This window comes from Providencia sp. PROV205 (genome assembly GCF_028479505.1).
GTDB lineage: Bacteria > Pseudomonadota > Gammaproteobacteria > Enterobacterales > Enterobacteriaceae > Providencia > Providencia huaxiensis.
Window position 1 is genome coordinate 54,896 of record NZ_JAMPNU010000011.1, and the last position, 24,776, is coordinate 79,671.

The 24,776-nt window shown below is 41.2% G+C and carries 19 protein-coding genes; 11 read left to right on the forward strand and 8 right to left on the reverse strand.

Features of this window, described 5'->3' with window-relative positions; genetic code table 11:
- Nucleotides 1-66: 66 nt before the first annotated feature.
- Nucleotides 67-1,323: a valine--pyruvate transaminase gene (locus tag PR800_RS08260; protein WP_195698067.1), complete on the forward strand. Its 1,257-nt coding sequence runs from the start codon at nucleotides 67-69 to the stop codon at nucleotides 1,321-1,323.
- A gap of 319 nt (nucleotides 1,324-1,642) precedes the next feature.
- Here PR800_RS08260 and PR800_RS08265 read toward each other — a convergent pair whose 3' ends face one another.
- Nucleotides 1,643-3,301 (reverse strand): putative transporter, encoded by a 1,659-nt coding sequence (locus tag PR800_RS08265; RefSeq protein WP_102138858.1) that lies wholly within the window; start codon nucleotides 3,299-3,301, stop codon nucleotides 1,643-1,645.
- Nucleotides 3,302-3,691: 390 nt separating this feature from the next.
- Here PR800_RS08265 and PR800_RS08270 point away from each other — a divergent pair, with 390 nt between their 5' ends.
- A complete protein-coding gene (locus PR800_RS08270; RefSeq protein WP_102138857.1) occupies nucleotides 3,692-4,006 on the forward strand; it encodes a YceK/YidQ family lipoprotein in 315 nt (104 codons plus the stop codon).
- 307 nt (nucleotides 4,007-4,313) lie between these two features.
- Here PR800_RS08270 and PR800_RS08275 read toward each other — a convergent pair whose 3' ends face one another.
- Nucleotides 4,314-5,642 (reverse strand): DUF3748 domain-containing protein, encoded by a 1,329-nt coding sequence (locus tag PR800_RS08275; protein ID WP_195698066.1) that lies wholly within the window; start codon nucleotides 5,640-5,642, stop codon nucleotides 4,314-4,316.
- Nucleotides 5,643-5,764: 122 nt separating this feature from the next.
- On the opposite strand from PR800_RS08275, the gene PR800_RS08280 reads away from it, so the two are divergent.
- Nucleotides 5,765-6,379, forward strand: coding sequence for a trimeric intracellular cation channel family protein (locus tag PR800_RS08280; protein ID WP_102138856.1), 615 nt, complete (start codon nucleotides 5,765-5,767; stop codon nucleotides 6,377-6,379).
- Nucleotides 6,380-6,406: 27 nt separating this feature from the next.
- On the opposite strand, the gene ligB is transcribed toward PR800_RS08280, so the two are convergent.
- Nucleotides 6,407-8,131: an NAD-dependent DNA ligase LigB gene (gene ligB, locus PR800_RS08285; protein WP_272530548.1), complete on the reverse strand. Its 1,725-nt coding sequence runs from the start codon at nucleotides 8,129-8,131 to the stop codon at nucleotides 6,407-6,409.
- A gap of 317 nt (nucleotides 8,132-8,448) precedes the next feature.
- On the opposite strand from ligB, the gene gmk reads away from it, so the two are divergent.
- The 5 genes from gmk to recG are packed head-to-tail and all read left to right on the forward strand — an operon-like array spanning nucleotide 8,449 to nucleotide 14,374.
- Nucleotides 8,449-9,072, forward strand: coding sequence for a guanylate kinase (gmk, locus tag PR800_RS08290; RefSeq protein ID WP_166265946.1), 624 nt, complete (start codon nucleotides 8,449-8,451; stop codon nucleotides 9,070-9,072).
- 56 nt (nucleotides 9,073-9,128) lie between these two features.
- Nucleotides 9,129-9,404 carry a DNA-directed RNA polymerase subunit omega gene (gene rpoZ / locus PR800_RS08295; protein ID WP_102138853.1) on the forward strand — a complete coding sequence of 92 codons (276 nt, stop codon included), beginning with the start codon at nucleotides 9,129-9,131 and terminating at the stop codon, nucleotides 9,402-9,404.
- Between the two features lie 19 nt (nucleotides 9,405-9,423).
- Nucleotides 9,424-11,541, forward strand: a complete 2,118-nt coding sequence (spoT, locus tag PR800_RS08300; RefSeq protein ID WP_166265949.1) for a bifunctional GTP diphosphokinase/guanosine-3',5'-bis pyrophosphate 3'-pyrophosphohydrolase — start codon at nucleotides 9,424-9,426, stop codon at nucleotides 11,539-11,541.
- A gap of 22 nt (nucleotides 11,542-11,563) precedes the next feature.
- Nucleotides 11,564-12,277, forward strand: coding sequence for a tRNA (guanosine(18)-2'-O)-methyltransferase TrmH (gene trmH, locus PR800_RS08305; protein WP_210848639.1), 714 nt, complete (start codon nucleotides 11,564-11,566; stop codon nucleotides 12,275-12,277).
- Nucleotides 12,278-12,292: 15 nt separating this feature from the next.
- Nucleotides 12,293-14,374, forward strand: coding sequence for an ATP-dependent DNA helicase RecG (gene recG, locus PR800_RS08310; protein ID WP_272530552.1), 2,082 nt, complete (start codon nucleotides 12,293-12,295; stop codon nucleotides 14,372-14,374).
- Nucleotides 14,375-14,471: 97 nt separating this feature from the next.
- On the opposite strand, the gene gltS is transcribed toward recG, so the two are convergent.
- Nucleotides 14,472-15,686: a sodium/glutamate symporter gene (gltS, locus tag PR800_RS08315; protein ID WP_102138849.1), complete on the reverse strand. Its 1,215-nt coding sequence runs from the start codon at nucleotides 15,684-15,686 to the stop codon at nucleotides 14,472-14,474.
- Between the two features lie 235 nt (nucleotides 15,687-15,921).
- Here gltS and PR800_RS08320 point away from each other — a divergent pair, with 235 nt between their 5' ends.
- Together PR800_RS08320 and PR800_RS08325 are read left to right on the forward strand one after the other, a co-directional pair.
- Entirely contained in the window at nucleotides 15,922-17,310 is a 1,389-nt protein-coding gene (locus PR800_RS08320) for a uracil-xanthine permease family protein (protein WP_096863580.1), read from the forward strand.
- Between the two features lie 125 nt (nucleotides 17,311-17,435).
- The gene (locus PR800_RS08325; RefSeq protein ID WP_206276536.1) at nucleotides 17,436-19,193 is read left to right on the forward strand and encodes an AsmA family protein; all 1,758 of its coding nucleotides are present in this window, start codon (nucleotides 17,436-17,438) and stop codon (nucleotides 19,191-19,193) included.
- Between the two features lie 110 nt (nucleotides 19,194-19,303).
- Here PR800_RS08325 and fabY read toward each other — a convergent pair whose 3' ends face one another.
- The 3 genes from fabY to yihX all read right to left on the reverse strand — a co-directional run bounded on the left by fabY (nucleotide 19,304) and on the right by yihX (nucleotide 21,355).
- Nucleotides 19,304-20,218 carry a fatty acid biosynthesis protein FabY gene (gene fabY / locus PR800_RS08330; RefSeq protein WP_181490012.1) on the reverse strand — a complete coding sequence of 305 codons (915 nt, stop codon included), beginning with the start codon at nucleotides 20,216-20,218 and terminating at the stop codon, nucleotides 19,304-19,306.
- Nucleotides 20,219-20,241: 23 nt separating this feature from the next.
- A complete protein-coding gene (dtd, locus tag PR800_RS08335; RefSeq protein ID WP_166265963.1) occupies nucleotides 20,242-20,679 on the reverse strand; it encodes a D-aminoacyl-tRNA deacylase in 438 nt (145 codons plus the stop codon).
- 61 nt (nucleotides 20,680-20,740) lie between these two features.
- Nucleotides 20,741-21,355 (reverse strand): glucose-1-phosphatase, encoded by a 615-nt coding sequence (gene yihX, locus PR800_RS08340; protein WP_004266093.1) that lies wholly within the window; start codon nucleotides 21,353-21,355, stop codon nucleotides 20,741-20,743.
- 351 nt (nucleotides 21,356-21,706) lie between these two features.
- On the opposite strand from yihX, the gene PR800_RS08345 reads away from it, so the two are divergent.
- The gene (locus tag PR800_RS08345) at nucleotides 21,707-22,309 is read left to right on the forward strand and encodes a hypothetical protein (RefSeq protein WP_272530554.1); all 603 of its coding nucleotides are present in this window, start codon (nucleotides 21,707-21,709) and stop codon (nucleotides 22,307-22,309) included.
- 102 nt (nucleotides 22,310-22,411) lie between these two features.
- Here PR800_RS08345 and typA read toward each other — a convergent pair whose 3' ends face one another.
- Nucleotides 22,412-24,235, reverse strand: coding sequence for a ribosome-dependent GTPase TypA (typA, locus tag PR800_RS08350; RefSeq protein WP_102138844.1), 1,824 nt, complete (start codon nucleotides 24,233-24,235; stop codon nucleotides 22,412-22,414).
- Nucleotides 24,236-24,776 lie beyond the last annotated feature (541 nt).

Below are 24,776 nucleotides of genomic sequence, written 5' to 3' on the forward strand. Positions count from 1 at the left end.
CTGAGAAGTAGCAGAGTATGTTTTAAATTCCATTAACAATCTAATAAATATATGTGAATAAATGCGATGATATTTTCTAAATTTGGTAATAAATTTGCTCAAAATTCAGGTATTTCATTATTAATGAAAGACTTGAATGAAGGCATAAGAACCCCTGGCTCCATTATGTTAGGGGGTGGAAATCCAGCTCATATCCCTGAAATGGATAAATATTTCCAAGATCTATTAGCTGAAATGTGTGCTAATGGCCAATTGACGGACACTTTATGTAATTATGATGGTCCTCAAGGTAAAGATGCCATGTTGAAAGCGCTTGCAGCAACGCTAAAAGCAAAACTAGGTTGGAACATTAGCGCGAAAAATATTGCCCTATCTAACGGCAGCCAGAGCGCTTTTTTCTATCTATTTAACTTGTTAGCCGGTCGCTTTGAAGATGGTATCACCCGTAAAGTCCTCTTCCCTCTTGCCCCTGAATATGTCGGTTACGCGGACTCAGGGCTTGACGATGACTTATTCGTCGCGAACAAACCACAAATTGAATTTTTACCTAATGGCCAATTTAAGTACCGGGTGGACTTCAACACATTAGAAGTTACTGATGACATTGGTGTTATTTGTGTGTCTCGTCCAACAAACCCAACCGGTAATGTCATTACAGATGAAGAAGTTGAGCATTTAGATCAATTAGCTAAACAACATAATATCCCATTATTAATAGATAATGCTTATGGTGTTCCTTTTCCTGGCATTATCTTCAGCGAAGCTACGCCATTTTGGAACGAAAATGTCATTCTTTGTATGAGTTTATCTAAACTTGGTTTACCTGGAACTCGATGCGGCATTATCATCGCTAATGAAGAAATCATTGAAGCCGTTAGTAATATGAATGGTATCATTAGCCTTGCGCCTGGTGGCATAGGCCCTGCACTTGCTTTAGAAATGCTCAAAAAAGATGATCTTATCTCATTATCTAAGAATGTAATTGGCCCTTTTTATAAGCAACGTGTGGAAGAAGCCATCGAAATTATTCGCCGCTATATTCCAGAAGATAAATGTTTGATTCATAAGCCTGAAGGTGCCATTTTCCTTTGGTTATGGTTTAAAGACTTACCAATTAATTGCTTAGAATTATACCAACGCTTAAAGAAACGCGGTGTATTGATGGTTCCTGGCCACTACTTCTTTCCCGGTATCGAACAAGATTGGCCACATGCACATCAATGTATGCGCATGAACTATGTCCCTGAACCAGAAAAAATTGAACAAGGGATCAAGATATTAGCTGAAGAACTAGAAAAAGCTTACCAAGAAGTAACCTGTTAGGCTGCAAAATAACAAAGGGCTTTTAGCCCTGTAATTGCAATTTTTAGGTAAAAAAAAGCCCTTTCATGCAGAAAGGGCTAAAAATTAGCGAGAACTCCGTAATTGAAATCAAATTAATTTTTCAATACGAATATCATTCAGAACCATTAGAACATCTTTTCTATTTGGTTATTGCTTGAACAAAAGCACTTTTTGCCCCTATATATCGTGATACTTTTTAATGGCCTTCTTCTATATCCATCATGAATACTCACCTATCCAATTGAAAAACAAGCCTTAAACAGTGTTAGTTCTTCATCAAATGGATTATCACATTTAACTAAACGGCCCAAAATAAAATGGCGAGTAATTGAGGAGAAATAATCCTTAAAAACATCGCTAATGGATAAACTGTTGCATAAGATAATGCGGGAGCACCGCTGGTCGCATGAATATTATTTGCAAATGCTAATGCAGGAGGGTCCGTCATGGAACCTGCTAGCACCCCGCAAAGGCTCAGATAGTTCATTTTGCCAAAAATTCGAGCTACAACACCTGTAATAAATAGCGGCACAAACGTGATCAATAACCCATAGCCAATCCACGTCAGCCCATCGCCTTTAATTAAAGTATCAATGAAGCCACCACCTGAATTGAGCCCAACCACAGCGAGGAACATGACAATCCCCAACTCTCTCAACGCCAAATTTGCACTCGGAGGCATGAACCAATATAAACGCCCGATAGTCCCTATACGACCTAGAATTAATGCAACAACTAGTGGGCCTCCCGCTAATCCAAGTTTTAGCGCTGCAGGAAAACCTGGAACAAAAACAGGTATTGACCCCAGTACAACCCCAAGCCCTATTCCAAGGAACACAGGTAACATTTGAACTTGCTGTAGTTTTTGTTTCGCATTGCCTAACAAAGCGGTGACAGCTTCAATTGACTCAGGACGCCCAACAATATTTAAAATATCGCCAAATTGTAAAACTGAATTGTTATTAGCCACTAAATCAATACCCGTACGGTTTAATCGTGTAACAACAACGTCATATTTTTGTTTTAAATTTAAGTCTTTAAGCCTTTTACTTAATACGGCATCATTCGTTACTACTACACGAACGGAATGCAAAATAGAGCTTGATGTCGAAAGGGATGCATCAACTTCCTCACCTAATATTAAGCGAACTTTATTTAAATCGTCTTTCAAACCAACAACGTGCAATAGATCCCCTAAATGGATCTCTGTTGTGGGCTGAGGGACAACAAGCATATCTCCACGTTTTAATCTTGAACAAACAATCGCTTCACTACCAAGTAGTGGGATGTCTTGCATCATTAAGCCATCAAGATTAGCGTTACGAATGGCAATATTCATGGTCTGCAGAGAATCGCGCTGTTGAAAATTAGAACTATTAAATGCGGAAGCTTCTTTATCTACTGAGATCCTAAAAATAATGCGTACTAACCACATTACTAATAATATGCCACAAATCCCCATAGGATATGCCATGGCATAACCCATTCCCATCTGGTCAACAAGGTTAGGATCAGAGCCTAAATCAGATAAAATTTGCTGACCAGCACCTAAAGATGGGGTATTCGTGACTGCACCTGAAAAAATACCTAAAATAATAGGTAATGGGATATTCGCAACTTTATATATAATTGCCGTTACCACCGCACCTAAGACAACCACCATCAGCGCAAAACCATTTAGTTTCAGGCCAGAAACACGTAAAGAAGAGAAAAAACCAGGCCCGACCTGAATACCAATCGTGTATACAAACAGTATCAAGCCAAACTCTTGAATAAAATGCAGCATGTCTTTATTCAGTTGTAAGCCGTAACTTTGGGCAAAATGCCCAACGATGATCCCCCCAAATAGGACACCACCAATACCCAGCCCAACACTACGGATCTTCCAATTACCAATCCATAATCCTAAAGCAGCAGCTAACGCCAACAAACTTACAGTAAGAGCTAATTCACTCATAGACCGCATCCTTTTGACGACAAGTTACCCATTAAACACACCCAAATAGGCGATAAAACAGACTACTGAATCGATTATGCCAAATAGCCTGAGGGTAATATGTGCCATAGAGCACAGTTCAGAATGAATAAGTGACCTATTTTTTTAGAATTTTCAAACTGATAACAAATATAAAATAGTATGTCTTTATTTCTTAACGTTATTTACCATTCATCGAATAGATACTGAAGGTAAACATTTTTAGTTAATAGCTACAAGGAAACTATTAACTAAAAAAATACATACGGTTAAATAAAATAATAATATGACGCCATTATTGTGAATTTCTTGTTTTTCGTTATTATAAGTCAATATTAGGAATAACAAACTAAATACAGGTTAACAACGTCTATGCCGAGTTTAATTTCAATACGATTCTGTTTCCTTATCGCACCTCTTATTTTGAGTGGTTGCTCGAGTATTATGACCCATGCGGGCCCATCAGAAGGTTATTACCCTGGTTCTAAAAATAGTATTAAAATGATAAAAGATGATGAAACTGGTTGGGTCGTTAAACCTTTACTTGCTATTGATTTACCTTTTTCTGTTGTTATGGATACTCTTTTAATTCCTTTAGATTACGCTAAATCGGGTAATGATGATAAAGCTGATTCACCCAAAAAACGTATAGAAGAACTTGAAAAGAAAGATAAAACGAAAAAGTAATTTAGGATCAATCAAACGTTTATAATTAAAATGTCATTGTGTACTAAATGTATTTATTAATACATTATTTTTAACCTAACTAAGATCTGGCAAATCATTTATGTAATATTACTTTAATTATTAATTTTTTATGACAATAGCCTTTCTTAACTTAAATATTCTATTTGTAAACATCTCCATACTCGACATGCGAATAATTAACAATTAAATGATTAGAATTTTAATTAGAGTGTAATAAAAATAATTACGAATAAAAAAGTTAATCCGAACTTTTTTATCCATAATTATAGAAACCTAATTATTTTATTTACCGCTTTAAACCCGTTTCTACTGTATAAATCTGCCTAAATCCATCAATATCACGCATGAATGCGATCAATTCATCATTAGGTGAAAATACAATGGCATCAGCAACAGGAGCAGGCTCAGTCCATTCTGTTAATTTTTGCATAACCCCAGTCACAACATGACAATACATAACGCTATTGTCACGAATAAAGCAGATGTGCTCACCTTTACTATCCCAGTTAAAGGCAGACTGAAGCGGTGAAGAGCCATGAGTTATTTGCCTTTGCATTCCAGTTAGCGTATCAACTAACCATAACTGAGCGTTGCCGTCATCATCATTCATCAAACAAGCGATCGATTTACCATCTGGCGAAGTTCTAAGCCAATGTCGTGGTTGTTTTGCTAAACCAGGAAATTTTTTATCCTGTGTGTAAGTTAAACGCCTTTGCTGTATCCCCCTCGGAGGAGAAGGCATGCTCGATTCTGTTCCTTGGATGGGAAATTCCCCTGCAATCATGTAATCCTCAAGCTGTGAAGGCAAATCAACAATGTAGATCTCAGGGATAATTTCTCCATTTGTAGAATGAGTATCGCCAATAAATACCAGTGCTCTTTCCTGCCACTCCCCACTCTGTTTTTGATAGCCTTTTTGACCTACCCAGCCCTCTTCGTATGCACGGCTAATTTCATCGCTGCAAGGTTTAGGCTGCGGTGTAGTCTGGGTCACAACACAACAAAAATAGTCGCCATTGTATTCTCGGTTATGTTTTTTGGGATTTACATTGACAGGCCCGATAGGTACAGCAATCGCAACATTCCGTTGGTCTAATTGCACATCTAATTCATGCATTACATGGTCGTTATATGTAAAACTCAGCCACTTTCCGTCTGGACTAAAAACATGAACATGAGTGCCCCCACGTAACGCCCCCACTAAATAAGGCGGAGTAATACACATAGCATCAATGGGGTGAACGACGTTTAATTGTTCGTCTTTAACATACACCCCTCTTCGGTGGTGAAAATCATATTGCCATTGATCATCTGGGTACTCAGGGCCATGTATAAACGCATATTGAATTGGCGGTTGAGGACTTACAGTTACCACCCCAACGTGAGCCCCATGACTTGCACGGTAAACCTCAACGACCTGTTGTGTTTTTACATGAATTTTTTCTATAGATAAACCTGTAAAAGAACTACCATTTGGCCTTATATCGTACGCTAGCCACTGGCTATCTGGTGTCCAGACATTAATGTTCGTTAGTTGATGGCTTCGCTCATCGTACGTTAAACGTGTTTCTTTATAGGGCAATTTATTATTCAATCTGTTATCCTTTGACATCATTTAATATCGCTATCGGATTACTTTAACTAATCTAGTTTAATCAACACTAGAAAATCTCAGTCGAGAAGTTTCACAAGTAATATTACCCTTTAGCAACAACCTTAGTCCTGAACAAAACTACCATGTTATTAAGTGTACTTTATATTATTGGTATCACCGCAGAAGCCATGACGGGTGCGCTTGCCGCTGGCAGGCGAAAAATGGATGTCTTTGGTGTCATCATTATTGCGTCTGCGACAGCGATTGGCGGTGGTTCCGTACGTGATATGTTACTTGGCCATTACCCCTTAGGCTGGGTGGAACACCCTGAGTATATCCTGACAGTTGCGGGCGCTGCTATTGTGACAATTTGGATAGCTCCGATGATGAAACATTTACGTCGATTGTTCCTCATATTAGATGCTATCGGGCTAATTGTGTTTTCTATACTTGGTGCCCAAATTGCCCTCGATATGCACTACAGCCCAATCATCGCTGCCATTGCAGCAGTAATTACTGGCGTTTTTGGCGGTGTGTTAAGAGACATGCTATGTAATACAATCCCTTTAGTTTTCCAAAAAGAGGTCTATGCTGGCGTCTCTTTCGCTGCCGCTTGGATCTATATTGGCCTATTACAAACTCCTCTGCCTAAAGATATCGTGGTAATTATCACACTCGTTGTTGGTTTAAGCGCAAGGCTAATAGCCATTCGTTATCGTCTTGGTCTACCTATTTTCAATTACGAAAACCAAGATTAACCTAATTCAGCAACAGCTCGTCAGCCATTAATAATTTACTATTGATGGCTGAGTGGCTTTCATACCAGACAAAATACCTAAAATAGATTGGATTTCCGGTTCCGCCAACCAATTAGCCAATTTTTTCCTTTGTAATTCTGTCAAATTTATACTGTTAACCCATGAGGGGTCATACAGCATACCTATGTCAGTCACTTTTCCTACTTGTACCTTAGGCAGTGGAATTGCCAAACCTTTTAACCAAAACCAAATAGGTTGAGCCTTTGCCATTCTCAGTTGCTTTACTAACAGTTGGTGCTTTTTCCCCTTAGGTAAATCGTTTTGCCATTGCTCTGACAACCAAGTTGTTAGTTGAGTAAGGTTATTGTTCTCTACCCATTGGTGCCATGTGGCTTCATTTATCCCTCGAATACCGAGTTGTTTGCCTAACCATGTTAACCTCGCTACAAATTGCTGTGAGCAAGACTTCGTATAAGCCAGGCAGCTGAGCGCGTGAAACTGCTTTAAGCTTGATGTATCTGGATATTCACGTTTCTCTCGCCGCCAAACAATGTCTTCAATTTTTGGACTTCCGAGACCTGAAAGAGAGACAAGTATTTTATCTCCAACAAGTAAATCTCGCTTTTCCCATGATGATAGTGAGCCAGCATTTACCTTTGAAATAGTTTTCGAGTCAATATTGACGGGAGTGATTTCGGCAACGACACTGACTCTTCCTGTTCTGCCTATATTGAATTTGAATTTAGTTACCTCTGATAACACACTGCGCAATGGGTATTTCCATGCAATCGCCCAGCTATTTTGTTTTGATTGCCAAGCTGATGCCGCTGGTGCTGGAAAATTTTTAAGTACTATGCCATCGGTAGCAAACGGTAATTGACCTTGGTAATAGTATTCCCTTAATTCCTTAGCCTGGGTTTTATTTTCAATTTTATGGCTATATTGCTCAGCAAGCGGAAAACCTATCTCAGAAAGTAATGTTAATTGTGTTTTTGGATTAGCATCTCCCGCAGGCCACGCCCAGATAAAAACACCAATATTTTCTTCAGGGGCCGTTGGTGCACTTTTTCGCATTAACCACCCAGCAATCTTATTACGCGCATTTACTCCCCCCCTTTTAGCTTGAATGTGCCCATTCATACGCCAAAATAGTTCCCCTTGAAGCACTAACGTACTTGAATATTTGATTTGTTTGGGTATTGCAGGAATGAAATCTGCTTTTGCTCGCCACTCTATTCCTTCAACACTATTTCCTCGGCTGATCATGGAAACAAGCTTGCCATTCTTGTAAACCAGCGTTACCGCAACACCGTCGACTTTAGGTTGCAACCAAATATTTTTACGTGTTTCTATCCAACTATAAACTTCTAATTCATTAAGTTTCTTCAACCCTGTGTGAGGAATAGGATGCGTAGTTAACTGTGATTTTTCAGGTAATAGCACTTCCGGCAATTCTTCGGGGAGTTGCTGGCATCGTTGCAAAGAGCGCCATAAATTAAATAGCTGGTCATACGCTTCATCACTAATCGAACTACTACCCGCCAAGCGGTAAGCTTGGTTCCACTGTTGTAATTGTTTCCCTAACCGGTAACTCTCCTGCCTAATTATTTTACTATTTTGTTCTTCACACTGTTCATTAATAGCGCTTTGCTGCGCGGCTTGGGCAATATTAATACATACCATTACTCCCAAAATTAACCCGCCCAACCTATAAGCGAACGCTAACCAATAACCATACAAAATATGAATCATAACTATTCCTTGTTATTATTAATCCATTGTAATGCTATTCTTTAAAGCATTTTTCTCATTCGCTAAGCATGAAACACCTTTTCTCCGCCTTCATCCCCAAAAGAAATTATTTGCAAAAAGCTTCGCAAAACGAATGTTGCTTTCATGAGTAATAAGTTAATTTCTCGAGCCCGTTCACAATTTAGTTATGAATCAAATTCATTTAATTAAAATTCATGATTTATTGATATCGCTGCATGTTGATGCAAGTACGTGTATACTATGTCGGGTTTATCACCATCTTTTATGTTTAATCCTCGACTATTCAAGAAATCATCATGATACAAGGCACGTTATATATTGTTTCTGCCCCTAGTGGTGCAGGGAAATCAAGTCTGATTCAGGCTTTATTAAAAACACAACCATTGTATGACACACAGGTTTCCGTTTCTCATACAACTCGAGCTGCACGTCCAGGAGAAGCCCATGGCGAGCACTATTTCTTTGTATCTGAAACTGATTTTTTACAAATGGTCGACAAAGGCGAGTTCTTAGAACATGCCTGTGTTTTTGGGAATTATTATGGGACGTCCAAACCCATCATTGAAGATGTATTAAATAGTGGTGTAGATGTTTTTCTTGATATCGATTGGCAGGGAGCCCAGCAAATTAGGGATAAAATGCCTGAAGCACGCAGTATTTTTATTCTCCCACCATCAAAAGATGAACTTTATCGTAGGCTACGTGGACGTGGGCAAGACAGCGATGAAGTTATAGAAAAGCGTATGTCACAAGCAGTAGGTGAAATTGAACATTTCAACGAGTATGATTACCTTATTGTTAATGATGATTTCAATACCGCGCTAAGCGATTTACAATCTATTATCCGTACTGAGCGTTTAAAGTTAGCGCGTCAGATTCAGCGACATGATGCTTTAATCAGCAAATTACTAGCAGACTGAGAATAGTTTCAGTATCATATCAGGTCATTTTTTTATTTCTTTGGAGTAGCACACTTATGGCACGCGTAACTGTTCAAGACGCAGTAGAAAAAATTGGTAACCGTTTTGACCTCGTATTGGTTGCGGCACGTAGAGCTCGTCAGTTACAAACGGGTGGAAAAGACCCTTTAGTTCCTGAAGAAAATGATAAATATACTGTTATCGCATTGCGTGAAGTAGAAGAAGGTTTAATCAACGGTCACATTTTAGATGTGCGTGAGCGCCAAGAACAGCAAGAGCAAGATGCGGCTGAAATGCAAGCGGTTTCTGCAATCGCTGAAGGTCGTCGATAATCACTAAGGTGGGTCTGCCTTGTATCTGTTTGAAAGCCTTAATTTAGTTATTCAAAAGTATCTTCCTAAAGAACAAATTGAATTACTAAGAAAAGCCTATGTTGTTGCACGGGATGCCCACGAAGGACAGACCCGTTCGAGTGGTGAGCCTTATATTACTCATCCAGTTGCTGTTGCTTGTATTCTTGCTGAAATGCGTTTGGACCATGAAACACTAATGGCAGCGCTACTTCATGATGTGATTGAAGATACTCCAGCGACATTTCAAGACATAGAAGAATTGTTTGGCACCACCGTCGCCGGTCTCGTTGAAGGTGTATCCAAACTAGACAAGCTCAATTTTCGCGACAAAAAAGAAGCTCAAGCAGAAAACTTCCGCAAAATGATCATGGCGATGGTAAAAGACATCCGTGTCATTTTGATAAAACTGGCAGACCGCACTCACAATATGCGCACGCTAGGGTCACTTAGGCCCGATAAACGTCGGCGTATTGCACGTGAAACCCTTGAAATATATAGCCCGTTAGCCCACAGGCTAGGTATACACCACATCAAAACAGAGCTTGAAGAGCTTGGTTTTGAAGCGTTATATCCCAACCGTTATCGTGTTATTAAAGAAGTCGTCAAAGCGGCTCGCGGTAACCGAAAAGAGATGATCCAAAAAATTCTCTCGGAAATTGACGGTAGGCTTACCGAGGCGGGTGTTCCTTGTCGCGTCAGCGGCAGAGAAAAACATCTTTATTCCATCTATCGCAAAATGCACCAAAAAGAGCAACGTTTCCACTCCATCATGGATATCTATGCTTTTAGGGTAATTGTGAAAGATGTGGATACTTGCTACCGCGTTTTAGGCCAGATGCACAGTTTATACAAACCGCGTCCGGGGCGTATTAAAGACTATATTGCTATCCCTAAAGCCAACGGCTATCAATCGCTACATACCTCACTTATTGGGCCACATGGCGTTCCTGTAGAAGTGCAAATTCGCACAGAAGACATGGACCAAATGGCTGAAATGGGGGTTGCTGCACATTGGGCCTATAAAGAGCAAGGTGAACAAGGTACAACGGCACAGGTTAGAGCTCAACGTTGGATGCAAAGCCTACTTGAGTTACAACAAAGTGCAGGTAGCTCGTTTGAATTTATTGAAAGCGTTAAGTCGGATCTATTTCCAGATGAAATCTACGTTTTCACCCCAGAAGGCCGTATTGTTGAATTACCTACGGGTGCAACACCTGTTGATTTTGCATATGCGGTACACACAGATATTGGCCATGCTTGCGTGGGGGCTCGTGTTGACCGTCAGCCTTATCCACTTTCGCAATCCCTGACGAGTGGCCAAACTGTTGAAATTATTACTGCGCCTGGTGCTCGTCCAAATGCAGCATGGCTCAATTTTGTTGTCAGCTCGAAAGCGCGAGCCAAGATCCGCCAATTATTGAAAAACTTGAAACGCGAAGATTCTATTAACTTAGGTCGCCGTTTGCTCAACCATGCACTAGGGGCAGGAAATAAACTCACTGATATCCCTCAAGCCAATATTGATGCAGAATTAGCACGCATGAAGCTGCACTCTATAGACGACTTGCTTGCTGAAATTGGGTTGGGTAACGCAATGAGTGTCGTTGTCGCACGAAACCTACAAAACAATCCACAAAATGCACCTGAAGAACAAGTGTTAGTTGAAAGCCGAAATAAACTGTCTATCAAAGGTGCAGATGGCGTTTTAATCACCTTTGCAAAATGTTGTCGCCCTATTCCCGGTGACCCAATTGTTGCACATATTAGTCCTGGAAAAGGTCTGGTTATCCACCATGAATCCTGCCGAAATATCCGTGGTTATCAAAAAGAACCCGATAAATTTATGGCGGTTGAATGGGACAATGACACCGACACCGACTTTATCGCTGAAATTAAAGTGGATATGATTAACCATCAAGGCGCTTTAGCGAATTTAACCGCTGCTATTAATGACGCTAACTCAAGTATTCAAAGTATGAATACAGAAGAAAAAGATGGCCGTGTATATTGTGCCTTTATTCGCCTTACGACTAAAAACCGTGTTCAATTGGCAAATGTGATGCGGAAAATCCGTATTATGCCTGACGTTCTACGTGTTAGCCGAAACCGTAATTAACGACCATATTTAATTAATCACTATGAATGAACGCCGCTACCGCCGCATTTGCCAAATGATGGCGATGCGGCAGCCTGACCTAACTCTCTGCCTCGAAGAAATTCATAAACCGCACAATGTTTCTGCCATTGTACGCAGTGCGGATGCCGTAGGGATCCACCAAATTCATGCTATTTGGCCTGACCAACAAGTCAAACTGTCCGTATCTTCTGCAGCGGGGAGTAATAGCTGGGTTAAAATTATTTCACATACATCGACCAAAGAAGCAATTTCCCAAATAAAATCACAAAACATGCAGGTTTTGGCAACTAACTTGTCAGAACATGCCGTTGATTTTCGTGAAATTGATTATACTTTGCCAACTTGTATTATGATGGGGCAAGAGAAAACAGGGATTTCACAACAAGCCCTCGCACTGGCTGATAAGCACATTATTATTCCAATGGCTGGTATGGTGCAATCTTTGAACGTTTCCGTCGCTTCTGCACTAATTTTATATGAAGCCCAAAGGCAGCGGCAACAAGCGGGGATGTACGACCGTGAACACTGCTTACTTTCACAAGATGAACAACAAGCTTGGTTATTCGAAGGTGGTTACCCTGTACTCGCTGAAGTTGCTAAACGTAAGGGGCTTCCTCGCCCATTTATCAATAGCCAAGGGCAAATTGAAGCTGATGACTCGTGGTGGGCACAAATGCAATTAACCGAAAAAATGAAAAGACGGCAGTTGGGTTAAATAGAAGGAAATAACATGAATAATGGGCTACTTGATACCATTTCACTGACCTCATTGCATGGTGTTGGTGCAAGTCAGTCAGAAAAAATGCGTAAAATCGGTTTGAACACCGTTCAAGACCTTCTTCTTCATTTCCCTTTACGCTATGAAGACCATACTCGTTTATATCAAATAAAAGATCTCCTTCCCGGTACGACAGCAACAATCACAGGCGAAGTCCTGCAAACTAAAGTCGTCTTCGGCCGAAAAAGAATGATGACCTGCTTAATTTCCGATGGAACAAGCAACCTCACCTTACGTTTTTTCAATTTTTCAGCGGCAATGAAAAATAATTTAGCGGAAGGAAGACAGGTTACCGCCTATGGGGAAGTTCGCAGAGGAAATACAGGGCCGGAAATCATTCACCCTGAATATAAAGTATCTAAAGAAACCAGCAATATCAGCTTGCAAGAGAATTTAACACCAGTATACCCAACCACTGAAGGTGTTCGCCAAGCGACTTTACGCAAAGTCATGGAGCAAGCACTCGGGTTACTTGATAGCGGGAAAATAAAAGAATTACTTCCTGAAGAACTTAGCCGTGGAATGATAAGTTTGCCAGATGCCATTCGCTTATTACACAACCCACCACCGAATGTAGCACTGAGTGAGCTAGAAAAAGGCCATCATCCCGCACAAAAGCGGCTAATCCTCGAAGAATTACTCGCTCACCATCTAAGCATGTTAGCTATCCGCGCAGGTAATGAACGCCTATATGCCCAGCCGTTAGTCGCAAGTGGTCAATTAAAATCTCAGTTACTTGCACAATTACCATTTTCACCAACAAACGCACAAAACCGTGTTGTTAGCGAAGTTGAAGCTGACCTCGCTAAAAACGCCCCTATGATGCGTTTGATTCAAGGGGATGTCGGGTCAGGGAAAACTCTCGTTGCAGCCTTAGCGGCCGTTTGTGCCATCGAGAATGGCAAACAAGTGGCACTGATGGCTCCCACTGAAATTCTTGCAGAGCAACATGCCAATACTTTCAAACAGTGGTTAGAACCTTTAGGCGTCAAAGTAGGTTGGCTCGCGGGTAAACAAAAGGGTAAGGCACGTCAGGCTCAGCAAGATGCCATCGCAAGTGGAGAAGTCGCGATGGTTGTTGGAACACACGCTATTTTCCAAGAGCAAGTGAGCTTTAAAGCACTAGGGCTTGTTATCATTGATGAACAACATCGCTTTGGCGTTCATCAGCGGCTCGCTCTGCGTGAAAAAGGTGAGCAGCAAGGTTACCACCCTCATCAATTAATCATGACCGCTACGCCAATCCCACGGACGCTGGCGATGACAGCGTATGCAGACTTAGATACCTCTGTCATCGATGAACTACCTCCAGGACGAACACCCGTCACCACTGTCGCCATACCGGACACTCGCCGTAACGATATTATTGAACGCGTTCGCCAAGCCTGTATTGAAGAAGGCCGCCAAGCCTATTGGGTCTGTACACTCATTGAAGACTCTGAATTATTAGAAGCGCAAGCGGCTCAAGTGACCAGCGAAGAGCTTGCACTGGCACTACCTGAATTAAAAGTAGGCTTAGTCCATGGCCGAATGAAACCTGCTGAAAAACAAAGCATTATGGCGGCTTTCAAACGAAATGAAATTCAACTGCTTGTTGCTACAACGGTCATTGAAGTCGGTGTGGATGTGCCTAATGCAAGTTTAATGATTATTGATAACCCTGAGCGCCTTGGTCTAGCTCAGTTGCACCAACTAAGAGGGCGAGTCGGCCGCGGGGCTATCGCATCTCACTGTGTATTATTGTACAAGACACCGTTAACCCATACCGCTAAACAAAGACTACAAGTATTACGGGATAGTAATGATGGCTTCGTTATCGCACAAAAAGATCTCGAAATTCGCGGGCCAGGGGAATTATTAGGCACTAGACAAACAGGAAATGCAGAATTTAAAGTCGCAGACTTGTTGCGTGACCAATATATGTTGCCAGAAGTGCAACGCCTTGCTCGCCATATTCAACAAAATTACCCTGAAAATGCACAACAGCTTATTGAGCGTTGGTTACCTGAGCGAGAGCAGTACAGCCACGCTTAAGTCTTATATCTTCTTTTTATTCGTTCCCTAAAATGAAAATTGCCGTGAATATTTTCACGGCAATACCTGCTTTACTTAATTTATTATTAAATGAAGGTTAACCAGCAATCGTTGGGAATAATGGCAGCATCAGATACAGTTTAATAACTATCGCATTAACAATATCAATGAAGAATGCCCCAACCATTGGTACAACCAAGAATGCTAAGTGAGATGGACCTAATCTATCCGTAACAGCTTGCATATTCGCAATAGCTGTTGGTGTCGCACCAAGACCGAACCCACAGTGACCTGCAGCTAAGATTGCAGCGTCATAGTTTTTGCCCATCACGCGGAAAGTCACAAAAATAGCATATCCTGCCATCACACAAGCCTGTACAGCAAGAATGATAATCATTGGGATTGCAAGTGATGCTAATTCCCACAGTTTCAAGCTCATGAGTGCCATTGCTAAGAATAATGAGAGGCTCACGTTACCCATGACAGAAACAGCGCGGTCGAATACTCGGTAAAAACCAAGCAGTGATAAGCTGTTACTTAAAATTACACCAACAAAAAGTACGCAGACAAACTTAGGCAATGCGAAAGGAGTATCGGCTAATTGGCCTGCAATAAAACTTCCCACCAATAGACAAATAGCGATCAGTGCAATAGTTTCAATTAAAACCATTGAAGTGATCATGCGCCCAGATTGTGGTTTCTCAAATGCTGTTGGAACGTCTTTATCATCTTCAGCCGTTCCTGGCGTTGGAATATTACGCGTTAGAAAACGTGCAACAGGTCCACCGATTAAACCACCGAGAACAAGTCCAAATGTAGCACAAGCCATTGCAACTTCTGTTGCACTTTGGAAACCATAGTTTTCAGTGAAAATTTTCCCCCATGCCGCACCAGTTCCATGACCACCAGATAAGGTAATTGAACCAGCTAATAGCCCCATGAGAGGGTCTAATCCCAATAATTCAGCAAGAGCAATCCCTACTGTATTTTGGACAAGCAATAAACCAACAACCACAAAAATGAAGATAAACAATGCTTTACCACCAGCCTTCAAACTAGCAAGGTTGGCATTAAGACCAATTGTGGCAAAGAATGCCAGCATCATAGGTTCTTGCAGTGATAAGTCAAAAGAAAGGCTCCAGTCAAATAATTGTTTAAGCAATAAAAGACTAAAAGCAACTAACAACCCACCTGCAACAGGTTCAGGGATTGTATATTTTTCAAGGAAAGGGACTGATTTGACCAGTTTACGCCCAAGCAATAGTACTAAAGTAGCAGCTACCAGTGTACCGTAGACATCGAGATGATACATTCACGTACCTCGTCTGTTGTTAAAATTATCAAAAACTAGTAAGACGTTAATTTCTTCCTTAAAACGCCAAAAGCAGGTTATAGGATTAGAAAAAAAAACTGTTATAAATACAAGTTAAAAGATATAAAAATGTGACAGCCTTATTTAACATTGATCAATGTTTTTTACGCGCAAACGATTGCTTTTTAATTTCGACACATTACAATGCGTTTTTTGTTGGCGAGAAATGAAGGCAATGAATACTGCGACGTCTGAAAAACAAACTACTGAAGCGACCATACAAACGCAAAGCGAACTCATCTATAAATTAGAAGACCGCCCACCACTGCCGCAAGCCTTGTTTGCCGCTGGGCAACATCTTCTGGCGATGTTTGTTGCGGTGATTACCCCTGCGATGCTGATTTGCCAGGCATTAGGACTACCAGCTCACGACACCCAGCGCATCATTAGTATGTCTTTATTTGCCTCCGGTATTGCTTCTTTAATTCAAATTCGTGCGTGGGGCCCTATTGGGTCAGGCTTGCTTTCGATTCAAGGAACCAGTTTTAACTTTGTTGCACCTTTAATCATGGGTGGTGTTGCACTTAAGCAAGGTGGCGCTGATATTCCGTCGATGATGGCAGCCTTATTCGGCACATTGCTAGTTGCGGCACTCACCGAAGTGATTCTTTCTCGATTCTTACATCTAGCCCGTCGAGTCATTACACCACTAGTTTCAGGTGTTGTTGTCATGATTATCGGCCTATCCTTGATTCAAGTCGGGTTAACATCCATTGGCGGTGGCTATGGTGCAATTAGTGACAACACTTTTGGTTCCCCTGATTATTTGATTTTAGCTGGGGTTGTTTTAGCCGTTATTATTTTACTTAATCGGCAGAAAAACCCTTACTTACGTGTCGCATCTTTAGTCATTGCTATGGCTGTTGGCTATATTGCTGCTTGGTGGATGGACATGTTGCCAAATGCGCAACCAATGGAAGCCAACCAGCCAATTATTACTGTCCCTGAGCCTTTCTATTATGGCTTATCCTTCGACTGGAACCTGTTGATACCATTAATTCTCATTTTTATGGTGACTTCCTTAGAAACGATAGGTGATATTACCGCCACTTCTGATGTATCTGAGCAACCTGTTCGTGGCCCTTTATACATGAAACGTATAAAAGGTGGCGTACTTGCTAATGGGTTGAACTCAATGGTTTCTGCGGTATTTAATACTTTCCCTAACTCTTGCTTTGGGCAAAACAACGGTGTTATCCAATTAACAGGGGTGGCAAGTCGCTATGTCGGCTACATTGTCGCTTTAATGTTAGTGTTATTAGGGTTGTTCCCTGCGGTTGCAGGCTTTGTGCAACAAATTCCAGAGCCCGTATTAGGCGGAGCAACAATTGTAATGTTTGGTACCATTGCCGCTTCAGGTGTGCGCATTGTATCTCGTGAACCACTCAATCGCCGCGCCATCATGATTATTGCGCTTTCCCTCGCAGTGGGTATGGGCGTTTCACAGCAACCCTTGATTTTGCAATTCGCCCCTGATTGGCTAAAAACCTTGTTTTCTTCCGGTATTGCTGCAGGTGGTTTAACTGCAATTGTTCTGAATTTAGTCTTCCCTCTCGAAAAATAACCTTCATTCTAGCCGCCAGTGTTGAACACTCTGGCGGTTTTTCTGTATGCTATCCTTAAATTGTCGCTATATTAGGCAGTCTCTTCCTGCGTCTATTCGTCAACAAACCAAAGGAGCAGTAAACTGTGAAATGGTTAATCAAATTTACTACCTATGCACTTTTGTTACTGCTGCTATTGTTTATTTTTACTTATATCGGGCTGCAAACCCGTTGGGGTGCATCCTACTCCAGTCAATTTTTAAGTAAATTCACCAATTACGATATTGATGTAGGAATTATGGGGCATGAATTTTCTAACCCCGGTGAATTCATCTTCCAAGATGTCAAATTAGCTGCTAAAAACAGTGATCTATCTTTAGACTCACGGCAAGTCGTGCTTGATGTTAACTGGCAAAATATATTTAGCGGCACCGCTATCAAACGTTTGGTTATCACTCAAGGAACATTATCTACAACAGTCACACCCGATACGATACTGCTACCTATTTCCGCTAATATTTTGCAATTTGAAAATAGCCAAATCACGCTTAAAAAAGGTGATGATACCGTGCAAGTCACTGGCTTCACGGGGGGAATTACCCCTTGGAAACCCACCGAGAACACGCCTTTTGGTTACGGTGATTTTCGATTTACCTCTAACCAATTAAAATTCAATGACCTTTCATTCAAGAATGTTGCCATTACGGGTAAATTACAGCAGCAAGGAACAGAAATAAGCCAAGCAAGTGCCTACTTAAATAACGGCTATATTGCGGGTGCTGGAAAGGTACTTGACGATGGCTCTATCATGGTTGACTCCCTCACCATGAATAAAGTCGGCTGGGAAAATAAAGTTGATTTCGATTCACTATTTGATGCAATAGCGAGTGAAAAATCATTGCAGGTCAAAAAGGTAGAACTAACCAATGTTGATATTCAAGGTAAAGATTGGGCACTTTCTGGCCTGAGCACCGAAATTGACCAACTCAGCTTCACGAGAGGGAGCTGGACGAGTTCCGAAAGCAACATTAGCTTTAATGTTGACCAATTTGTCGTGAAAGACCAGCAACTGAGTACCTTAATTGGTGACCTGAAAATTAACGGTGACAACCTGAGTATCAACAAGTTATCGGGTTACTATAATAAAGGCGTCTTTAACCTCAGTGGGTCTTGGCAGCGCAATGATCGAGTACTGACTATCGACGAAGGCAAACTAGCGGGTATCTTATACACACTGCCTGAAACTTGGCTATCATTCTTTGCAGAGCCTACACCAGCTTGGTTATCCGGTTTAAGTATCAAAAAATTCACCCTTTCCCAATCACTTTTGATGAATATCCAACCGCAGTTTCCTTTCGAACTGACCGCGCTCAGTGGCAATATTGAAAATATCGATTTGATTAAACAAAAGCAGTGGGGAATTTGGAGCGGTAAAGCGACATTCACTGCAGATAGCGGCACAATCAACCAAGTTCTAGTACGCCGCCCGTTTATTGAAGTGCGTCAAAGTGGTAAATCTTCAGCTGCAGCGAGCTTAACAGTCAGTACCGATAAAGGCATCAGTAAGATTGGCCTGCTGGTAAAACAAGAACCGAAAAAAGTCCCCTTCTTACTGAGAGCATCGGGTTCGAATATTGATCTCGTTGATTTAAACCAATGGGGTTGGGCAGGCTTTCCAGCTCAAGTCATCGGTGATTTTGATGCGACATTACAAGGGGATTTACTCGCCCCATCTGTGGCAAAAAGTCTGAATGGGGAATTGATGGCAGTCCCATTGCAAGGCAAACGCCTATTCCGTACCGTTGTAAACGGGGTTGTCACCTCATCGGTGGAGTCCGATGCTGACTTGCAACCAATTGAGCCTTCGTTAGTAGAACCGCTTCCCGCACTTAGTAATCAATAAAAACCAGCGTTCAATAAAAGCTAACAATCAATAAAAACACAAAAGGCAGGTCAATCAAGCCTGCCTTTCTTTTTAATATTCAATGGATAATTAATATTCAATGGATAACTTTATTTTTTTGCTTCTACAGGTAACACCATATAGACACCACTGAATACTGCGCCCACTTTGCCATCAGGGTTACTAACCTCGACTTTCAGCTTTACTCGCGCCTTGCTACCTCGCGCTAAACGGTCAAGGTCACCGCTCATATTTGCTAAATCCGCTGTCGCTGTCGGCCTACCGCTTACAGGCTTACCATAACGAATACTGGCATCGACCAACACAATATCACCACCAAGCTGGTGTTCTTGCATTAACAGCCAAATCAGCCCCCATCCTGTCAAGGTAGCTAATGAAAATTGGCTTCCTGCAAATATTGTTTCATGAGGGTTTTGGTTGCCCGCTTCCGGCATGGTGGTAATAAAACGAGTCCCCGTGTATTGGTCGACTCGGACCCCCATTTTCTCACTCAATGGAATGTACTTATACCAGGCTTGCTGTAGCTCACCACACCAATCTGGACGATGTAATATTTGGTCTAGTGTCTCAATGGGTTTAATCATCAAATAGTGGCGTACTGGCGTTTTTAACTGCCCAGCAACTTGGCCACGGTTCTCAAAACCCATTTTGTCGAAAAATGGTACGGCTTCTTCACGAACGCTCGACACAATGCGTTTTACGCCTTCTTGCCGCGCAACAGACTCCAGGGCCATGATAATTAATTTGCCAAGTCCTTTACCTTGCATGACAGGGTTAACGGCTAAAAAACGGATAGCCCCTTCGTTATCGGCATTGATATATAAGCGGCCAATAGCAAGAATACGGTTTTTATCATCCACGACCATTTGATGGTGTGCGGTTAAATCATAACCATCTTTTTCTGAACCAAGGGGCTGATTAAACGGTTTTCGTAACATTTCCCAGCGAAAATGGTAATAAGTTGCGAATTCAATATCATCTTTCGGTGTACGTAAATGGTACATCGCTTCCCCCTTTAAAAATGGACTCACACTTGTAGCCAGAAAGTAACAGGGCCATCATTGGTTAGATTCACTTGCATATCAGCAGCAAATTCACCAGTTTGTGTTTCAATCCCTTTTAGCCGGCTTTGTTCAACGAAGTATTGATACAAGGTATCTGCTTTCTCAGGTTCTGCTCCCCCTGAAAAACTCGGCCGCATACCTTTTTTAGTGTCAGCCGCTAAAGTAAATTGAGAAACCACCAATAGGCTGCCTCCCGCTTGTTGAACATTGAGATTCATTTTCCCTTGTTCATCGCTAAAAATACGGTAGCCTAATACTTTTTCACACAAACGCTTAGCTTTCTGCTCATCATCATCTTTTTCAACGCCAAGCAAAACCAACAACCCGGTATTTATTTGCCCTACTATTTTCTGATCAACAACCACACTCGCTTGAGTGACTCTCTGGATTAATGCAATCATGATGGCTCTTTACAAAACGATAGAGCAACGTTAAACGTTGCTCCACGATAAAATCAGGATGTTATTCAACTTCAGCACTGAAATCGTAAGTGCGGAAATATTCAGGAATGGTGTCTTTATTCACGACATGAATACTGCGAATACCAAGAGCTTCTGCGGCTTTTATATTTTCTTCGACGTCATCAAAGAAAATAGCATCCGCAGCATCAAACTCTTCTGATTGCAGCACATATTTGTAAATTTCTGGATCAGGCTTACGCATGCCTAAATCCTGGGAGAGATATAGGAAATCAGAGGAAGCTGCAATTTCTGGGTAGTGTGCTGGCCAGTAGTCTAGATGTAGACGGTTGGTATTCGATAAAACGACCACTCGGTGCCCTTGTTCACGAAGGCGCTCCATAATATCAATGACTTCAGGTCGTAACGAAATAAAAATAGCGTGCCAGCCTTCAGCAAAGTCTTCAAAGCTTAGTGTAATGTCCATTTCTTCACAAAGCAGCTCAGCAAACTCGATGTCTGAAATTTTTCCACACTCATGTAATTGAAAGATATTACCAAAAGTAAAACGTGATTTGATTTCTTCACTTGGTGTACCACTGAGTTCAGACCATTTATCAAATACACGATTAAAGTCGATATCAATAATCACATTACCCATATCGAAGATATACAGCATAAATTTTCCTCATTGTTATTCACTAAATTTACTTTAATCATTATTCGGGCAACTGAACAGCCCTAATTAGTGATAATTCACGTTATTTTGTCAATTTATCGATTAAGCAATCCACACTTAGCGCAATTAATGAGCAACAAACTGAACGATTTGCTCCGTTAATGAGAAAACGCTTTTTATCCCAAAGGTGCTATTTCACTTAGCACTATCGGTTTTTGATACTAAATGTTAAGTCCCTCCACAAGCTTTTTGCATAATAGTTTTTACGTAGCAAGTCATACCACAAGCAATGTGAGCTGATATCTATGCGATATCAGTAATAAATAAATCTTAAAATATAAAAGTCATACTATGAAAATAGATAAAACAATCTCTTGGCCGATTGTTATTCTCTGGGGAAGCTTATTTTTAATTCCATTATTTAACAATCTCCCCCTGAATTTCAATATCGACCTCACAACAAAAATTATTGAACATTTTCAATCAATTACTCTAATTTTCTGTGCCTTTTTTACTTGGTTTTATATGAAACCATTACAGCAAAAAAACCAAGGAATGAAACTATTTTGGTTATGGGCAACTATCTGGTGGGTAACATTATTTGGCAGAGGAACAAATTGGGGGCGCGAATTTTTTCCTAATCTGGATCACACCTATTTTAGGATAATTTCTATCGTCTTGATTGGCGGCTTAGTTTTGATGCTATGTGCTTCTTCATTAAGAAAAAGTATTGCTTTTCACCTAAAAAATACAGCGATTCCAATTTGGAGCTTACTACTGACCCTTTGTGCTTTTTTAATTTCAGATAGTGTTGAACACCATCGATTTCTGAGTTCCATTTTTCTACATCATTCTGAGCTACAAAGCCTTATTGAAGAATTGTACGAAATCCCTTTAATTATCGGACTGTTTATTTCATCACTGTATTTTATGAAGAAAGACAAGTCATTATAAATCTCATAAATAAGTAAGGCGCCTTTCGGCGCCTTACTACACACATCACTACAATAACGTAATAAACAATATCACGTAATAAACAATATCACGTAATGGTAATTAGTCTTCTTTAGAACGGCTTGCACGACGGCGGTCGTTCTCAGTCAAGTGACGTTTACGCAGACGAATAGACTGCGGAGTCACTTCAACTAACTCGTCATCATCAATGAACTCAAGAGCTTGTTCCAGAGTCATTTTGATTGGTGGTGACAGCGTTGTTGCTTCGTCAGTACCTGATGCACGCATGTTAGTCAGTTTTTTACCGGTTAAGCAGTTAACGGTTAAGTCGTTAGAACGTGAGTGAATACCAATGATTTGGCCTTCATACACTTCAGCACCGTGACCTAAGAACAATTTACCGCGATCTTGCAGGCTGTACAGAGCATAAGCAACCGCTTTACCTTGACCGTTGGAGATCAGAACACCGTTTTGGCGGCCACCGATTTCACCTGGGCGAACATCATCGTAATGGCTGAATGTTGAGTACAGTAAACCCGTACCTGATGTCATTGTCATGAATTCAGTACGGAAGCCAATCAAGCCACGGCTTGGGATAATGTAGTCAAGACGCACACGGCCTTTACCGTCTGGCATCATGTCACGCAGGTCACCTTTACGCTCACCTAAAGCTTTCATGATGTCGCCTTGGTGCTGTTCTTCAACGTCTAAAGTCACTTGTTCGAACGGCTCTTGTTTACGACCATCGATTTCACGAATGATAACTTTTGGACGAGATACGGCTAATTCGAAGCCTTCACGACGCATGTTTTCGATAAGAACAGATAAGTGCAGTTCACCACGACCAGATACACGGAATGCGTCTGGGTCTTGAGTTTCTTCAACACGCAGTGCAACGTTGTGAACCAGTTCTTTATTCAGGCGGTCAAGGATCTGACGTGAAGTCACGAATTTACCTTCTTTACCGCAGAATGGTGAGGTGTTAACACAGTAGAACATGCTAACTGTTGGCTCATCAACCGCTAACGCAGGCAGTGCTTCAACGCTACCCACTTGGCAAATAGTGTCAGAAATGTTTAGTTCGCCTAAACCAGTCAGCGCAACGATATCACCCGCTTCCGCTTGCTGTGAATCGATACGCTCTAAACCTAAGTGAGTTAACACTTTACCGATTTTACCGTTGCGAGTTTTACCTTCGCTATCGATAACAGTTATTTGTTGGTTAGGCTTAACAACGCCGCGCTTAATACGACCGATACCGATAACACCTAAATAGCTGTTGTAATCCAATTGCGAAACTTGCATTTGGAATGGACCATCAACGTCAACTGCTGGAGGTGCAACGTGTTCCACGATAGCTTCGTACAGTGGGGTCATGTCTTCAGCCATGTTTTCGTGCTCAAGACCTGCGATACCGTTTAATGCAGAGGCATAAACGATAGGGAAATCGAGTTGCTCATCCGTTGCACCTAAGTTCACGAATAAGTCGAATACTTGGTCAACGACCCAATCAGGACGTGCGCCAGGGCGGTCAACTTTATTGATAACAACAATTGGACGTAAGCCGTGATCGAACGCTTTTTGCGTTACGAAACGAGTTTGTGGCATTGGGCCGTCCATCGCATCAACAACCAGCAGAACGCAGTCAACCATAGACATTACGCGCTCAACCTCACCACCGAAATCGGCGTGGCCTGGGGTGTCTACGATATTGATGTGATAACCATTCCATTGGATTGCAGTATTTTTAGCAAGAATGGTAATACCACGCTCTTTCTCCAAGTCGTTGGAGTCCATAACACGCTCATCGACAGTTTCACGTTCGCCGAACGTACCTGACTGTTGCAATAATTTACCAACCAGTGTGGTCTTGCCATGGTCAACGTGAGCGATGATGGCGATGTTTCTTAAGTTTTGAATTGACAAGGATTTTTACCGTTTAATTGACAGGAAAGGAATATGTTTTTTGCGGCATTCTAATTACCCAAACATACTTTCTACGTTAATTTGCTGTTATTTTACACGTTTTTCCGCACAAGTGGAATAAATGTGAAACCCATCACTGTATAAAAAGTTTTTAACGAAAAAACATTCAGTTGCGAGACTGAGCCAAAATACCTAATAAAAATAGGCCTATCAGCACTGTGAAATCACAAAGTGACAGAATAATACGCTAAAAACTTAATATTAGCAGCCCAAAAAAAGAACAAAAAATAGACTTTCTTTCTTAACTGCCAGTTTAAATATCTTTTTGTGTTATTTAGATATATCTAAATTGACTAATTAGATATATCTAAATATAGTAAACCCATAAAATAAATTCGATATATCTAAAGTTACAAGCTAAGGAGTAACTATATGCTAATTAAATCTTGTCGTCATGTATATTATGCACACCACGATGAAAATCAACGTGGCCACCACGGTGGATGTTGCCACAATGATGACCGTCATGGTCATGGACACA

Coding starts and splice junctions, on each gene's coding strand:
- PR800_RS08265 (WP_102138858.1), bottom strand. CDS start 3,301: ATGAGTGAATTAGCTCTTACTGTAAGTTTGTTGGCGTTAGCTGCTGCT.
- PR800_RS08320 (WP_096863580.1), top strand. CDS start 15,922: ATGAATACTGCGACGTCTGAAAAACAAACTACTGAAGCGACCATACAA.
- PR800_RS08280 (WP_102138856.1), top strand. CDS start 5,765: ATGTTATTAAGTGTACTTTATATTATTGGTATCACCGCAGAAGCCATG.
- dtd (WP_166265963.1), bottom strand. CDS start 20,679: ATGATTGCATTAATCCAGAGAGTCACTCAAGCGAGTGTGGTTGTTGAT.
- yihX (WP_004266093.1), bottom strand. CDS start 21,355: ATGCTGTATATCTTCGATATGGGTAATGTGATTATTGATATCGACTTT.
- gmk (WP_166265946.1), top strand. CDS start 8,449: ATGATACAAGGCACGTTATATATTGTTTCTGCCCCTAGTGGTGCAGGG.
- gltS (WP_102138849.1), bottom strand. CDS start 15,686: ATGTATCATCTCGATGTCTACGGTACACTGGTAGCTGCTACTTTAGTA.
- rpoZ (WP_102138853.1), top strand. CDS start 9,129: ATGGCACGCGTAACTGTTCAAGACGCAGTAGAAAAAATTGGTAACCGT.
- PR800_RS08345 (WP_272530554.1), top strand. CDS start 21,707: ATGAAAATAGATAAAACAATCTCTTGGCCGATTGTTATTCTCTGGGGA.
- PR800_RS08275 (WP_195698066.1), bottom strand. CDS start 5,642: ATGATGTCAAAGGATAACAGATTGAATAATAAATTGCCCTATAAAGAA.
- fabY (WP_181490012.1), bottom strand. CDS start 20,218: ATGTACCATTTACGTACACCGAAAGATGATATTGAATTCGCAACTTAT.
- recG (WP_272530552.1), top strand. CDS start 12,293: ATGAATAATGGGCTACTTGATACCATTTCACTGACCTCATTGCATGGT.
- PR800_RS08270 (WP_102138857.1), top strand. CDS start 3,692: ATGCCGAGTTTAATTTCAATACGATTCTGTTTCCTTATCGCACCTCTT.
- trmH (WP_210848639.1), top strand. CDS start 11,564: ATGAATGAACGCCGCTACCGCCGCATTTGCCAAATGATGGCGATGCGG.
- ligB (WP_272530548.1), bottom strand. CDS start 8,131: ATGATTCATATTTTGTATGGTTATTGGTTAGCGTTCGCTTATAGGTTG.
- PR800_RS08260 (WP_195698067.1), top strand. CDS start 67: ATGATATTTTCTAAATTTGGTAATAAATTTGCTCAAAATTCAGGTATT.